We start from the raw sequence: 14,079 nt of genomic DNA on the forward strand, positions 1-14,079 counted from the left end.
AGACCGGCGAGAAGACGCCGCCGTTTCCCGATCTGTTCAACAAATACAACATGTCGCTCAACCGTCACAACGGAACCGTCGCCGTGTCGAAGCTCGGCCTCGAGAAGTTCGATTACGAGTCCGAGCTGATGATGTACATCGGCAAGACCGCGCGCAACGTCAGCGAAGCCGACGCGCTCTCGTACGTCTTCGGGTACTCGTGCGGCAACGATTTCACCGCGCGCGACGCGCAGCAGCGCGTCTCGCGGTGGATGACCGGCAAAACGCCGGATCAGTTCGCGCCGCTGGGACCGTGGCTCGTCACCGCAGACCAGATCCCCGATCCGCAGACGCTGCAGGTGCAGACGTTCGTCAACGGCGAGACGACGCCGCGGCAAGACATGAACACCTCGCAGATGATCTTCAACTGCGCGCACATCGTGAGCTATACGTCGCAGTTCATCACGCTCCAGCCGGGCGACGTGATCTTCACCGGCACCCCCAGCGGCGTGATCACCGGCTATCTCAAGGAGAAGCAAGTCTGGCTCAAGCCGGGCGACCGCGCGCGCACGGCGATCACGAAACTCGGCGAACTGTACTTCACGCTGACCTGACGCGAAGGCGTCGCGCGCCCGTGCGGTCGAACCAAAGCGGCGCACGGGCACGTGGCGGAATCGGTAGACGCGCTGGATTTAGGTTCCAGTGGGGCGACCCATCTGAGTTCGAGTCTCAGCGTGCCCAGCGAGCGGCGGCGACGACCAGGATCGTCCCCTTGACGAAGGCCCCGCCCCCCGGTAAACTCCGAGGGTTCGTCCCCAGGCCAGCGAAAGAGCGCGCCTGCGACGTTCGCGGAAGTAGCTCAGCGGTAGAGCATCGCCTTGCCAAGGCGAGGGTCGCGAGTTCAAATCTCGTCTTCCGCTCCATTTTGATCGATCAAGACGGCGGGCGCTTGCCCGCCGTCCCCGCTTCCGGAGGTCTGCCGTCCCTGTGCCCTCGACGCTGAAACCGCTCGATCCTACGCAGGTCGAGCTCGAGATCAGCATCACGCCGGAAGAGTTCACCGCGGCGCAAGATGCTGCGTTCCGCAAGCTGGTGCGCAACGTGCGCGTCCCCGGCTTCCGCCCCGGCAAAGTCCCGCGCAAGATCTTCGAGAACACCTACGGCAGCTCGCAGATCCTCGAGCGCGCCCTCGACGACATCGTCCCGACGAAGTACGCGGCGGCCGTCGAGGAGCACGGGATCGAGCCGCTGGCCCGTCCGCAGATGGAACTGCTCCCGGAGGAAGAGGGGCAGCCGCTGCGCGTGAAGGCCGTAGTGCCGATTCGGCCGGCGATCGAGCCCAAGGACTATACCGGCGTCGAGATCACCGACGTCCCGGAGACCGCGACCGACGAGGACCTGGACCGCACCCTCGAGCAGATGCGTCGCGACGCCGCGACCCTGGTCCCGGTCGAGCGCCCGGTCAAACTCGGCGACGTCGCGACCCTGGATTACCAAGGGAAGATCGACGGCGTCCCGTTCGACGGCGGCGCCGCGACCGGACAGGAGACGGAGCTCACCGAGACCCGCTTCATCCCCGGCTTCGTCGCCGGGATCGTCGGGATGCAGCCCGGCGAGACGAGGGAGGTGCGCGCGACCTTCCCCGACCCGTACGCGAACCCCGACCTCGCGGGTAAGGAAGCCGTCTTCACCGTTACCGTCCACGAGGTCAAGGAACCCGAGCTGCCCCCGCTCGACGACGAGTTCGCCAAGCGCGTCTCGCGCAACGAGACGCTCGAGGACCTGCGCGCCGACGTGAAGCGCCGGCTCGACGAGAACGTGAAGAACGGCGCGCGCCGCCGGATGTCCGGCGAGCTGCTCGACAAGATCGTCGCCGTCAACGAGTTCCCGCTCCCCGAAGTCCTCATCGAGCGCGAGATCGACTCGCTGCTGAACGACTCCCGCCAGTACGTCGCGCGGGCCGGCATCGGCTGGGACGATTACCTGCGCGAGAGCGGCAAGATGGAAGACGAACTGCGGGACACGTACCGGGATGAGGCCGCGCGGCGCGTCAAGACGACCCTACTCGTCGAGGCGATCGCGAAAAAAGAGGGCGTCCAGGCGACGCAGGCAGACGTCGAGTCCGAACTCGACGCGCTCGCGGCACAGTACGGCCAGCCGCGCGAGCGGATCGTCGAGGCACTGCAGTCAAACGTAGCTGCGCTGATCGACGGGATCGTGCGCACGAAGACGATCGACAAGCTGATCGAGCAGGCAAAGCGCGTTCCGGCGCCGCCTGCAACTGCACCGCCAGCCGCATAGGTCACGGAGGACGCACATGGGACATCTGGTACCGATGGTGGTCGAGCAGAGCGCGCGCGGCGAACGCGCGTACGATATCTACTCGCGCCTCCTCAAAGAACGCATCATCTTCGTCCACGGCCCGATCGACGACGGGATGGCCTCGCTGGTCATCGCCCAGCTCCTCTTCCTGGAGCGCGAGGACGCCGATAAAGACATCGACATGTACATCAACAGCCCGGGCGGTTCGGTGACCGCCGGGCTCGCGATCTACGACACGATGCAGCTGATCAAGCCCGACGTGGCGACGATCTGCGCCGGGATGGCGGCGTCGATGGCCTCGATCCTCCTCACCGGCGGGGCGCAGACGAAGCGGTTTGCCCTGCCGTACTCGAAGATCCTGATCCATCAGCCCTGGGTCCAGCAGGTGGGTGGCCAGGCCACCGATATCGAAATCCACGCACGCGATCTCATCGCGACGCGGCGGACGCTCGCGGGGATCTACGAGATCACCACCAAGCAGCCCGTCGACAAGATTCTCAAAGACATCGAACGCGACTACTACATGACCGCGCAAGAAGCGCTCGACTATGGGATCGTGGACCAGGTGTTCACCAAAGAGAACCGGTCGGTTTCTCCCAACACGCAAAGCTTGTAGGTCACCTGCATGTTTCGATTCGGGGACGAAAAAGGTCAGCTGAAGTGCAGCTTCTGCGGCAAGTCGCAGGAGCAGGTGCGCAAGTTGATCGCGGGCCCCGGGGTCTACATCTGCGATGAGTGCATCGAGCTCTGCAACGAGATCATCGAGGAAGAGCTCTACAAGAACGTCGACGAGAACCTGCGGCTGCGGAACATTCCGAAGCCCAAAGAGATCAACCATATCCTGAACCAGTACGTGATCGGTCAGGAACGGGCGAAGAAATCTCTTGCCGTCGCGGTCTACAACCACTACAAGCGGGTGAACGCCGGCGGCGCGACCGGCTCGACCGAAGAGGTCGAGCTGCAGAAGTCGAACATCCTGCTGGTCGGCCCGACCGGCAGCGGCAAGACCTATCTCGCGCAGACGCTGGCGAAGATCCTCGACGTGCCGCTCGCGATGGCCGATGCCACCTCGCTGACGGAAGCCGGCTACGTCGGTGAAGACGTCGAGAACATCCTGCTCAAGCTCATCCAGGCCGCCGACTACGACGTCAAGCGCGCCGAGAAGGGCATCGTCTACATCGACGAGATCGACAAGATTGCGCGCAAGAGCGAGAACCCGTCGATCACGCGCGACGTGAGCGGCGAGGGCGTCCAGCAGGCGCTGCTCAAGATCCTGGAAGGGACGACGGCCAACGTGCCCCCGCAGGGCGGCCGCAAGCACCCGCACCAGGAGTTCATCCAGATCGACACCACCAACGTGCTGTTCATCTGCGGCGGCGCGTTCGACGGTCTCGAGAAGATCATCGAAGGCCGCGTCGCGTCGAACTCGCTGGGCTTCCGCTCGAACCCCGAGTCGAAGAAAGACGCCCGCTCGTCGAAGCTGCTGCAGCAGCTGATGCCCGAAGATCTGCTCAAGTTCGGGCTGATCCCGGAGTTCATCGGCCGCCTGCCGATAGTCGTCACCCTCGACGCACTCGACGAGCTCGCGCTGCGGCGCATCCTGGTCGAGCCGCGCAACGCGCTCGTCCGTCAGTTCCAGAAGATCATGGGGATGGACGGCGTCGAGCTGACCTTCACCAAAGAAGCGCTGATCGCGATCGCAATCAAGGCGCAGTCGCGCAAGACCGGCGCGCGCGGCCTGCGCTCGATTCTCGAAGAGATCATGCTCGACGTGATGTACGACCTGCCGTCGCTCCAAGGCGTCAAGAAGTGCGTGATCAACAAAGAGGTCGTCGAGAAGAATGAACAGCCGACGCTGGTCTTCGCCGAACGGCCGAAAGACCAGAGCGCGTAACGCAAACGACGAGGCCCGCCGGCGACGGCGGGCCTCGCTTTTGCGCGCTGCGGTTACGGCCGCAGACGCAAGGTGCGCACGACGACCGCGCCGTCGGGCGCATGCGATTCGAGCCGCACGTCGACGACCGAGGCGGTCGCGTCGTCGATGCGGATCGGGCGCGCGAAGTGTCCCTGCGGGTCGGCACCGGAGTCGACCGTGACCGTCGTGATGGCCGCTTCGCCGAAGCCGCTGTCCGCGTTCGCACTGACGACGATGTGGACGCGTGAATTCGGACGCGTGAACCCTTGCACGACGAACGTGTCGCCGACCCGCGCGCCGTCCGGCGGTGAGAGGCTGCGCAAGAAGTTCGGGTTCTGCACCGGCGCGCTGGTGAACGCCCAGCGTTGCGCGATCGCGGGAGCGGTGACGCTGACCTCGTGACGCCCGTACGGGAGATCGTAGCCGGGATCGAACGAGAACGCGCGCGGCGAAACGTAGGCCTCCGTCGTCACGTCGCGGCCGTCGAGGGCGATGCGCACGGTGTTGGGATCGATCGGGCGCGGAAACGTCGCCCCGATCGCGGGGCGCAGCGACTGCACCGCGGCGTTGGGCTCCGGTTCGACCCGCACGAGCCGCGCCGGCGCGGGCGGCGGTGTCACCACCTCGGGCGGCGGCGGGTCGGCTTGCTGTCCGATCGCGACGAGTCGCTGAGCGCCATCGTAGGTCACGTTCGCGCCGAGAGCCTGCGCGACGAAGCGTAGCGGGACGAGGACGCGCGCGCCGACCAGAAACGGCGGCGCATCGAGCGTCGTCGGCGTCCCGTTCACGACGGCGTTCGTCGAGCCCACGTGGAGCGAGACCGTCGTGCTGCCGCGCGTCGCGGCGATCTGTCCGGCGTCGTAGACGACCGTGGCGCCGAGGCGCTCGAAGACGCCGCGCAGCGGAACGTAGACGCGACCGACGCGCTCGACGGGCGGCTGATCGAACGCGACGGGCGTACCGTTGACCGTCACCGCGGGCGCGGTCTGCGCCGGCGCCGCGGCCACCGTGACGAGAGCGAGCAGGATGGTCCCTGCGGCGAGTTTCTGCATCACCGCAATCAACGCGGTGCGCCGTCAGGCCGGTTCCCCGCCGAGCGCCTGCAGGATCGCGCGGCGCACCGCGGGTTCGTCCTCATCGTCGAGCGCGCGGGTCAGCAGCGCGCGCGACCACTCCGAGCGCAGGCTCGCCAGCGCATCGACCAGGGTCAGACGGGCGGCGGCATCGCAACGTGCCGCTCGCGCGTCGATGAACTCGGGCCACACGGGCAGCGTGCGTCTCGGATCGATGCGCTCGGGCGCGACCAAAGCCGAAGCGGTGAGGGTTCCCGCAGCCGGAACGAACGTCGGCGCGAACGGGCCGGCCGCCGAGACGGTCACGCGGCGCGGCGCGAAGATCACGATCGCCATCAAAACGGTGCCGGCGACGGCGAGGATCGTCGGCAATTGCAGCATCATTGGGCCGCTTCCGCAACGCGTGCCGATGCCTCACACGCAGTGAGGAGCGCGCGTCGCGCTTCGTCGAGCGCCTCGCCGGCCGGTGCGGCGAGGGCGCAATCGAAGAGCTCGAGCGGCGCGCCGGCGTACCGCAGGAGCGTCGCATCGAGCGCGGCGGCATAACCGTCGAGCGCGGCGCCGACGCGCGCATCGTCATCGCAGCGCCGCGCGATCAGCGCGGTCTGCGCGCGCAGCGCGTCGGGAGCCCCGAGCGGGGAATCGTGCAACGACGCGAGCAGTGCGCGCGCGTCGTTCACCGGGACGATCGCGGCGGCGTCCGATGCAGCCGTTCTTCCGGATGCGCTCGTCACGCGCGCATCGCGCGTCGAGATTAAGGCCGTATAGAACGCGGCGATCGCGTCCCGCAGCGTCGCATCTTCGACGTCCGCTGCCGTGACGGCGAAGCCCGGGATGCGCAGCTTCACGAAGAGTCGATCGAGCACGTCGGTCTGCGCGCAGCGAAATGCGGCGTAAGCGGCGGCCGCCGCAACGTCTCCGGCTTCCAGCGCGGGCGACGGTTCGTCGGGGACGAGCACGCGCAGCGCCGTCAAGTAGGTCGCGAGACCCGCGCCGTCGGCGGTGTGCAGCATGCACGCGATCGCGTCGATCCGGTCCGCGCCGAGCGCAAGCGCTGCGCCGAAGGGCCGGTCTGCCCGCGCTCCGTTCGTCTTATCGACGGCGAGCGGCAGGACGTCGATATCGTCGAGAACGAGCGTTGCGCGGGGGTGCATCGTCGTCGTGAGCGGCATCGTCGCGCTCACCGGTTCCGGCTCCTGGGGCACCGGTACCGTCGCTTCCGTTGCAGCCGCGGCGATCTCGTCGAGCGTCGTGCATATCGGCAAGACCGGCGCATCGATCGCATATGCCGCATCGGCGGCCCGCACCGCAAACGGATCGCAATCGATGACCGCAACGCGTCGCGCGGCGAGCTCGCTCGGGTGCGCATCCGCCGTGACCTCACAGCTCGCGAGAAGGTCGATGCCGAGCTGCGCGTCGGCGATCGCGGACCACCCGACCCTGACGCGCGTGCCGCCGCGGACGTCGCGCAGCACGACGCCGTCTTCGAGCGGCGCGCCGTTGGCGCGATCGAACAGCCCGCGTCTATCGACCGTCGTCGATCCGCCGACGTAGCGCGCACCGTCGAGCGCCGCGCGCACGAGCAGCGTCTCGGCATCCGTGACGACGTTGATCGACGCGACGACGGCGAACGGAGCGCCGGCGGTCACCTGCGCCGGCGCGTCGACGGTCACGCGGACGGCCGGCGCGTCGTCGGGGGCGGCGTCGCGCGGTGACCGCTCCGTGCACGCGGGGGAACCGACGATGAGATACCGTTCCGCATAGGCGACGTCACCGTCGTCGTCGCACGCGGCAAAGGCGAAGCGCCGCAACGTGCCGGCGGCCTCGTCCGGCACGCGCTGCGAGAGCGCGACGCGCGCGATCGTCCCGGCGGCGAGATCGACGGCCGCAGGCTGTGGCGATGCGTCATCGCCCGTTGCGTGCACGCGCAGCGACTCCGTCCGGTCGCCGAGGTTGACGAGTTCAACAACGAAGGTCGCCGTTGCGCCCGGTGCCGCTTCGCCGGGCCCTGAAACGATGCGCATGCGGACGTCGCGCAGCGCGTGCGCAACGAGCGGGGCTTCGAGCGCCGTGCCGCCGGCGTCGATCGCAGCGGTGTACGTGACGCCGTCGCAGGGCACGTCGACGGCGAACGTCAGGGCGCACGCGGCGCGCGCCGGCACGCGCGCGATGACGAGCGCCGGAGCGGCGCCGACGCCGTCGACGCGTGCGACCGCACCGGCCGGCGGTTTGCGCCGCACGCGCGAGAGCGGCATGCCGTCGATAGCGAGCGATCCGTCGACGATCCGCAGCGGCGCCGGGATCGCCATGCGCACCGGGACGTCGGTCGCATCGGCCCAGCCGTCGTTGGCGAGCGTCACCAGCACGTCGCTGCGGCGCCGGCCGGGGCGCACCTGGACGCGCGCGGCGAGCGCGGCCTCCGGGACGACAGCGTTGCGGGCGGGCACCGCGTGCTCTTCGCCGTCGCCGGTGCGCACGCGAACGTCGGCGGCCCGCAGCTCGTCCACCGCTTCGACGATCGTCGCCTCCAGCGCGGCGTGGAGCGTTCCGCCGGGATCCAGTCGCTCGACCCGCACCGTCTCCTCGCTGCCCGCACGCGCCCGCGTGCCGGCCGGTGCGCCGATTCGCAACGTGACGTCGTGCGCGGGACCGTCGCCCTCGTTGGTGACCGCAACGGAGACGCGAACGCCGTCGGTGCCGAGCGGCTCGACCGTCGCACCGCTCGCATCGCCCGACAGCAAGGGCCGGCAGCGCAGGACGATCGTCGCCGCGTTCGTTTCCAGCGTCCGGTCCGGCAACGCGAGCACGGCGCGCGCGCAAAACCGCGTGCCGTCGTCGAAGCCGCCCGGGAGGCGGACCTCGAGCGACGCGACGAGGTCGGTGCCCGGTGACGCCGGCTCGATGTCGACGCTCAGCGCGCCGAGCGGCACGAGCGCATCATCGCAGACGAAGCGTACGCTCGCGGCTGGCGTCGGCGTGCGTCCGTGGTTGCGCGCGCGGAAGCGGATGCTGACGACGTCGCCGGGATGCCCGGCGCGCGGGACGATCTCGACGGCATGCAAGGTCGGGGATGCGATCACGCCGGACGCGGTGCCCGGGCAGCGCCCTGGCTATCGCCCCCTCGTTACCTCAACGGCGGTGAGAACGCTCGCGGCCGCAGGGCGGTTCGCGGGTGCTCTCCGAAGGGACGAGGTGATGATCGACCTGTCGACCCTCCGGCGGATCCCGCTGTTCCGGGACTTCTCCGACGAGCAGTTGTCGCAGGTGCTGGCAACCGTCGCCGAGCGACGGTTTCCGAAGCACCAGTTCATCGTGCGTGAGGGCGAACCGGGCGATACGTTCTTCGTGATTGCGGCGGGTTCGGTCGCCGTAGTGCGCGTCGCGGCGGACGGCCGCGAGACGATTCTCTCGATCCTCAAGGAAGGCGACTTCTTCGGCGAGATGTCGATGTTCGATTCGTCGCTGCGTTCGGCGTCGATCAAGACGCTGACCGACGTCGAAGTCGGTGCGGTGCGGCGCGACGACTTCCTGGGACTGATCGACCGCAACCCGCAGATCGGGAAGCTGCTGGTGATCGAGCTCTCGGAGCGCTTGCGGGCTGCCAACGCGCTGATCGCGGCGACGACGTCGCAAGACATCCGCGCGCGGCTCGCATCGTTACTGCTCAACCTCGCCGAGCAGTTCGGCGAGTCGGTCGACAACGGCACGCGGATCACGCTGCGGCTGACCAACCAAGAGATGGCGAACATGATCGGCACGACGCGCGAGACGGTGAACCGGACGTTGAACCGTTTCTGGGACGATCGCCTCGTCGACATGCGCACCGCGCACGTCATCGTCACCGAACCCGAGAAACTCCGCGCGCTGATTCCGTAACTGCGTCCCCGCCGGCGCGGGCACCGCTCGGGGCATGCCCGCGCTGGTGGAATCCGCAGCGGCCGGAGCCGCGCTCGTGCTCGGCGCCGGGAGCGTCGCGATCGCGCTCCGGGCGCAGGCGAGCGCCCGCGCCGATCGGCTCGCCCTGCGGCTCGCCCGCGAGCGGGAGGCGGCGTTCGTCGAGGCCGCGCGCCGGCTCGCCGATGCGGCGCGTGACGGCGTCGACGCGGTGCGCGACGAGATCGCGCGCGCGACGGCGGCCTCGGCACCGGTCGTGGACGGCGTCCTGGTGTACGACGAACGTGACGGTGCGCTGCGCTGCGTGCGCGCCGACGGCGCACGATTCGCCCATTACGCCGGGTCGCAGATCGCGCTCGATGATCCGCATGCGCCCGCCGCCCGGGCGCTCGCCGCGCGTCATCGGATCACGCTCGCTGATGCCGGCGTGCGCCCGATCCACCCCGCCGACGTCACCGTCGTGGCAATCCCGCTCGCATTCGACCCGGGCGGCGCCGCGGTGCTGGCCGTCGCGTCGCGCACGGTGCTCGATCGCGAGACGCAGGACCGGCTCGTCACGCTGGGCGATCAGGCATCGCCGGCGTACCGCCTTGCGCGCGAACGCGAACGGGACCGCCGGAGTGCCGAGTACGACGGGCTCACGGGGTTGCTGACGCCGCGCGCGTTTCGGCGGCGGCTCGCGCGTCTGGTCGAGCGCGCGCGGTTCGTTCCCGGCGGTGGCTGCGCGCTCGCCTTTCTCGATACCGACCGCTTCAAGGAGTGGAACGACGCGTACGGTCACGCGTGCGGCGACGCCCTGCTGCGCGAGATCGCCGCAGAACTGCGAGCGGCGGCGCGCTCTGCCGACGATCTCGCGGCGCGCAACGGCGGCGACGAGTTCTGCATCGTCTTCGCGGCTGCCGGCAAAGCGGACGCGATCGAACGCGCCGAGACCCTGCGCCGCCGCATCGCGGCGCTCGACTTCGAACGGCTGCGCCCCGGCGGCGCCGCGCGCGTTGTCTCGGTGACGGCGTCGATCGGGGTCGCGGTGCTGCAGAGTGACGCTGCGAACGCGAGCGAGCTGCTCGAGCGAGCCGACGCCGCGATGTATCATGCGAAACACACCGGGCGCGACGGCGTGTCGTACGTCCGAGCCGACGGGACGTTCGCGCGCTTCGGGAGCGCGGCGGTGCCTGCCGGCGCACGCTGAACGTCGGCGCTCGCGCGGCCGGGTCGCGCGGCGGCAGCGTCGAATCTCGCCGGGATGTTCGCAGCCCGTGCGGTGCGGCGATGAGCGCGACGCGCGTCGACGTGCTCCCGCATCTGAAGACCGCGCGTTTCGATCGCGCGCTGTCGTACCGGCTGCCGGACGGGATGCGCGTGCAGACCGGCGACATCGTCCGCGTCCCGCTCGGGCCGCGGACGGTGTTCGCCTACGTCGTCGGTGAACCCAAGCCGGCCGCGGACGATGCGTCACTGCGCGAGATCGCGGAGCGCGTCGACGGGCCGCGCGCGTTCGACGCCGACGGCCTGGCGCTGGCGCGCTGGATCGCCGACGCGTACCTCTGCTCCTTGCGCGAAGCGCTCGGTGCGGTCGTGTTGGCGGCGGCGATCCCGCGCACCGTCGACCGGTTCGTACCGCGCGGCGATCCGCCCGAGATCGCGCGCTTCAAGCATGTCCCCGAACGGCTCGTGCGGCTGCTGTGGAACGACTTTCGCGACGGCGTCGGGCCGGACGTTCTGTTGCGCCATCCCGAGGCGCGGCGAGCCGGTGACCGCGCGACGCTGCTGCGCGCGCTCGATGCGCTCGTGCGCGCGGGCGTGCTGGACCGCCGGCGTACCGTCGCGCAGGCACGCGTCGGCACCGCGACGGTGCGGATTCTGCGAACCGGCGCGGCACCGATCCGCGGGAAGAAGGCGGAAGCGCTGGTCGCGCACGTCGCCGCGTCCGGCGAGCTGCGCCGCAGCGACGCGCTGCTGGCAGGATTCTCCGATGCGGTGATCCGCCGCGTCGTGCTGGCCGGAGCGCTCGTCGAGGAGCAGCGCGACATCCGGCGCGAGCGGCACGCGCGCGTCGCGCTGCCGCCGTATCAGCCGACCGACGAACAGCGCGAAGCGATCGCACGGCTCGCCGGCGCGATCGACGCGCGGACGTTCTCGCAGCTCCTCCTGCACGGCGTCACCGGGAGCGGCAAGACCTTCGTCTACCTGCACGCGATCGCGCGCGTCCTCGCGCGCGGCGGGCGCGCGATCGTCCTCGTTCCGGAGATCGCGCTCACCCCGCAAACCGCGGCGCGATTCGAGGCGGCGTTCGGCGACCGCGTTGCCGTGCTGCACTCCGCGCTCTCCGATCGCGAACGTTTCGACGCCTGGCAGGCCGCGGCGCGCGGCGAGATCGACGTCGTCGTGGGCGCGCGCAGCGCGGTGTTCGCGCCGCTCGGCGACGTGCGGCTGATCGTCGTCGACGAAGCGCACGAGAGTTCGTATCGCCAGGACAGCACGCCCCGCTACGACGCCGTCGCCGTCGCGCGGGAGCGGATGCGGCGCGCGAACGGGGTCGTCGTTTTGGGCAGCGCGACGCCGGCGCTCGAAGACTACGCGCGCGCGAAGGCGGGCCGCTTTCCGCTGGTGCGCCTGGTGCACCGCGCGACGGCGCAGCCGCTGCCCGCGGTGCGCGTCGTCGACATGGGCGCCGAGTTCGGCTCCGGGAATCGCCGCGTCTTCTCGACGGCGCTCGCCGAGGCGATCGCCGATCGCATCGCGCGCAGCGAGAAGACGGTGCTGTTCATCAATCGCCGCGGCAGCGCGCGCTTCGTGCTGTGCCGCGCGTGCGGCGAGGTCCCGGAGTGTCCGCGCTGCTCCACCTCGCTGACCGTGCACCGGAGCGAGAACCTGCTGCGCTGCCATTGGTGCGATTTCCAGCGCGCGATCCCGGAGGTGTGCGCGTCGTGCGGCGCCGGTCCGGTGCGCGAATTCGGCGCCGGGACGCAGCGCGTCGCCGACGAGGTGGAACGGCTCTTCCCCGACGCCGTCGTGGTGCGCATGGACTCCGACACGACAACGCGCGTCGGCGATCACGCGCGCCTGCTCGAGCGCTTCGCCGACGAGGGCGACGTGCTCGTCGGCACGCAGATGGTGGCGAAGGGGCTCGACTTTCCGCAAGTCACCCTGGTCGGCGCGGTGGCGGCGGATCTCGATCTTCACGTCGCCGATTTCCGCGCGGCGGAACGGACGTTCGCGCTGCTGACGCAGGTGTGCGGACGCAGCGGCCGCGCGCGCGCCGGCGAAGCGATCGTGCAGACGTATGCGCCCGAGCACCCGGCGATCGTGTACGCGTCGAAGCACGACTACGACGGCTTTGCCGCGGTCGAACTGCGCGAGCGGCGCGCCCTGCATTGGCCGCCGTTCACGAAGCTTGCGATGCTCGGCGCGATCGGCCGTTCGCGGCGCGCGGTCGAGACGGCGATCGCGCGCTGGGCGGCGCCGCTGCGGGGCGTCGACGGCTTCGAGGTGCTGGGGCCGGCACCGTACCCCGTCGCGCGCGTGAACGACGAGTGGCGCTACCGTATCGCGGTGAGGACCAAGGCGCTCGAGCGCCTCCGGGCGGCGATCCGAGCCGACGTCCTGCCGCTGGCCGACGCCGTCGAGGGCGTGCGCCTGACCGTCACGATCGAGTGACGTCGGAAAACAGCGAAGCCGCCCCGGAAGGGCGGCTTCGCGTTCGGGCTGCTGGGGTCGAGCGCGTTACTTCGCGAGCGCTCTGGCGAGACGCGACTTCTTGCGCGCCGCCTTGTTGGGGTGGATGATCCCCTTCGATGCCGCTTTGTCGAACTGGGCTTCGACCGACGATGTCACCGCGGCGTCTTTCGCCGCCTTCGCCTTCTTGAACAGGGTCTTCAGGCGGGTTTTCGTGTCGAGATTCCGCACCGTGCGCTTTTCGCTCTGGCGCACCCATTTGACGGCGGCTTTGATATTGGGCACGAAGAGTAGATTACCACGTTGCGTCCCTCCCGGTCAAAGGGTCCCGCGTCACGTCGCCCCCTCGACGGCGATCTCCGCGTAGGAGGCATAGCGGCTCGGCGCGATCGTCCCTGTTTCCACGGCCGCACGGACGGCGCAGTCGGGCTCGCTGAGGTGCCGGCAGTTCGCGAAGCGGCACGCCCGGGCCGGCTCGCGCATCTCAGGGAACAGCCAGGCGAGCTCGGTCGCCGGCATCGGGTCGAGGGTGAACTCGCCGATCCCGGGGCTGTCGATCAGAAAGCCGTCGCCCAGCCGAAAGAGCCGGGCCGTGCTCGTGGTCTGCCGCCCGCGCCCGAAGCGCGAGAGATCTCCCACCACACCGATCCCGCCGAGCGCGCGGAAGATGCTCGATTTGCCGACGCCGGAGTTGCCGACCAGAAGAGCGCGGCGGGCGGCCAATTGGGTGCGGAGGTCGTCGATCCCGCGGCCCGTTTTCGGCTGCAGCACGATGGTCGGGACGCCGATCGCTCGGTACAGCCCGCTCACCCGATCGGCCGCGCCCTCGCCGGCGAGGTCGGCTTTGGTGAGAAGAAGCAGCGGCGCGACGTCGTGCTGGGCGGCGAACGCCAGCAGCCCGTCGATCATCGTGAAGTGCAGCGGCGGATCGACCAGCGCCGCGACGATCGCGATCGTGTCGACGTTCGCCGCCATCGTTTTGACGCGGCCGCCGCCGGTGCGCCGCACCAGGGTGAAACTGCGCGGCAGCACGGCGTCGATGACGACCCGCTCCCCATCGATCGTCTGCGCTTCCACGAGATCGCCGGGGGCGAGCATCGCGTGGCGCGCGCCCTTGCGCAGCGACGCCGGGCGGGGTTCGTCTTCGTCCGATGCCACGATCCACGCGGCGTTGCGGCCGACCGCGATCACGCGGGCCCGGCGGAGTCCGTCCTCGCTCAC

12 protein-coding genes and 2 tRNA genes are annotated in these 14,079 nt (G+C 69.8%); 9 read left to right on the plus strand and 5 right to left on the minus strand.

From position 1 onward, the window contains the following. The first annotated feature begins 32 nt into the window (after positions 1-32). The 6 genes from WPS_RS08570 to clpX all read left to right on the plus strand — a co-directional run bounded on the left by WPS_RS08570 (position 33) and on the right by clpX (position 4,195). Positions 33-593 carry a fumarylacetoacetate hydrolase family protein gene (locus WPS_RS08570; RefSeq protein WP_317997521.1) on the plus strand — a complete coding sequence of 187 codons (561 nt, stop codon included), beginning with the start codon at positions 33-35 and terminating at the stop codon, positions 591-593. A gap of 45 nt (positions 594-638) precedes the next feature. Then, positions 639-720 (plus strand) — tRNA-Leu (locus WPS_RS08575). A 107-nt stretch (positions 721-827) separates the two neighbouring features. Beyond that, positions 828-902, plus strand: a tRNA-Gly gene (locus tag WPS_RS08580). Positions 903-966: 64 nt separating this feature from the next. After that, a complete protein-coding gene (tig, locus tag WPS_RS08585) occupies positions 967-2,280 on the plus strand; it encodes a trigger factor (RefSeq protein WP_317997392.1) in 1,314 nt (437 codons plus the stop codon). A gap of 16 nt (positions 2,281-2,296) precedes the next feature. Further along, positions 2,297-2,917: an ATP-dependent Clp protease proteolytic subunit gene (locus WPS_RS08590; RefSeq protein ID WP_317997393.1), complete on the plus strand. Its 621-nt coding sequence runs from the start codon at positions 2,297-2,299 to the stop codon at positions 2,915-2,917. A gap of 9 nt (positions 2,918-2,926) precedes the next feature. Beyond that, positions 2,927-4,195, plus strand: coding sequence for an ATP-dependent Clp protease ATP-binding subunit ClpX (gene clpX, locus WPS_RS08595; RefSeq protein ID WP_317997394.1), 1,269 nt, complete (start codon positions 2,927-2,929; stop codon positions 4,193-4,195). A 53-nt stretch (positions 4,196-4,248) separates the two neighbouring features. On the opposite strand, the gene WPS_RS08600 is transcribed toward clpX, so the two are convergent. From WPS_RS08600 to WPS_RS08610, 3 genes are read right to left on the minus strand one after another with little or no spacing between them, the layout of a single operon-like run. Continuing rightward, the gene (locus WPS_RS08600) at positions 4,249-5,268 is read right to left on the minus strand and encodes a copper amine oxidase N-terminal domain-containing protein (RefSeq protein WP_317997395.1); all 1,020 of its coding nucleotides are present in this window, start codon (positions 5,266-5,268) and stop codon (positions 4,249-4,251) included. A 24-nt stretch (positions 5,269-5,292) separates the two neighbouring features. After that, positions 5,293-5,673, minus strand: coding sequence for a hypothetical protein (locus WPS_RS08605; RefSeq protein WP_317997396.1), 381 nt, complete (start codon positions 5,671-5,673; stop codon positions 5,293-5,295). Continuing rightward, complete coding sequence (locus WPS_RS08610) at positions 5,670-8,369, minus strand: hypothetical protein (protein WP_317997397.1); 2,700 nt, start codon at positions 8,367-8,369, stop codon at positions 5,670-5,672. Before WPS_RS08610 ends, WPS_RS08605 begins: the two co-directional genes overlap by 4 nt. Before the next feature lie 115 nt (positions 8,370-8,484). Between WPS_RS08610 and WPS_RS08615 the strand changes: the two genes are divergently transcribed. From WPS_RS08615 to priA, 3 genes are all read left to right on the plus strand, one after another. Then, on the plus strand, positions 8,485-9,165 hold the full coding sequence (locus WPS_RS08615; protein ID WP_317997398.1) for a Crp/Fnr family transcriptional regulator: 681 nt from the start codon (positions 8,485-8,487) through the stop codon (positions 9,163-9,165). A 34-nt stretch (positions 9,166-9,199) separates the two neighbouring features. Continuing rightward, positions 9,200-10,372 carry a GGDEF domain-containing protein gene (locus WPS_RS08620; RefSeq protein WP_317997399.1) on the plus strand — a complete coding sequence of 391 codons (1,173 nt, stop codon included), beginning with the start codon at positions 9,200-9,202 and terminating at the stop codon, positions 10,370-10,372. Between the two features lie 80 nt (positions 10,373-10,452). After that, positions 10,453-12,840, plus strand: a complete 2,388-nt coding sequence (gene priA, locus WPS_RS08625) for a replication restart helicase PriA (protein WP_317997400.1) — start codon at positions 10,453-10,455, stop codon at positions 12,838-12,840. Between the two features lie 66 nt (positions 12,841-12,906). Here the strand turns inward: priA and rpsT are convergent, their stop codons facing one another. Together rpsT and rsgA are read right to left on the minus strand one after the other, a co-directional pair. Then, complete coding sequence (gene rpsT, locus WPS_RS08630; protein ID WP_317997401.1) at positions 12,907-13,143, minus strand: 30S ribosomal protein S20; 237 nt, start codon at positions 13,141-13,143, stop codon at positions 12,907-12,909. 48 nt (positions 13,144-13,191) lie between these two features. Beyond that, on the minus strand, positions 13,192-14,079 hold the full coding sequence (gene rsgA, locus WPS_RS08635) for a ribosome small subunit-dependent GTPase A (RefSeq protein ID WP_317997402.1): 888 nt from the start codon (positions 14,077-14,079) through the stop codon (positions 13,192-13,194).

It is taken from the genome of Vulcanimicrobium alpinum (assembly GCF_027923555.1).
GTDB classification, from domain to species: domain Bacteria; phylum Vulcanimicrobiota; class Vulcanimicrobiia; order Vulcanimicrobiales; family Vulcanimicrobiaceae; genus Vulcanimicrobium; species Vulcanimicrobium alpinum.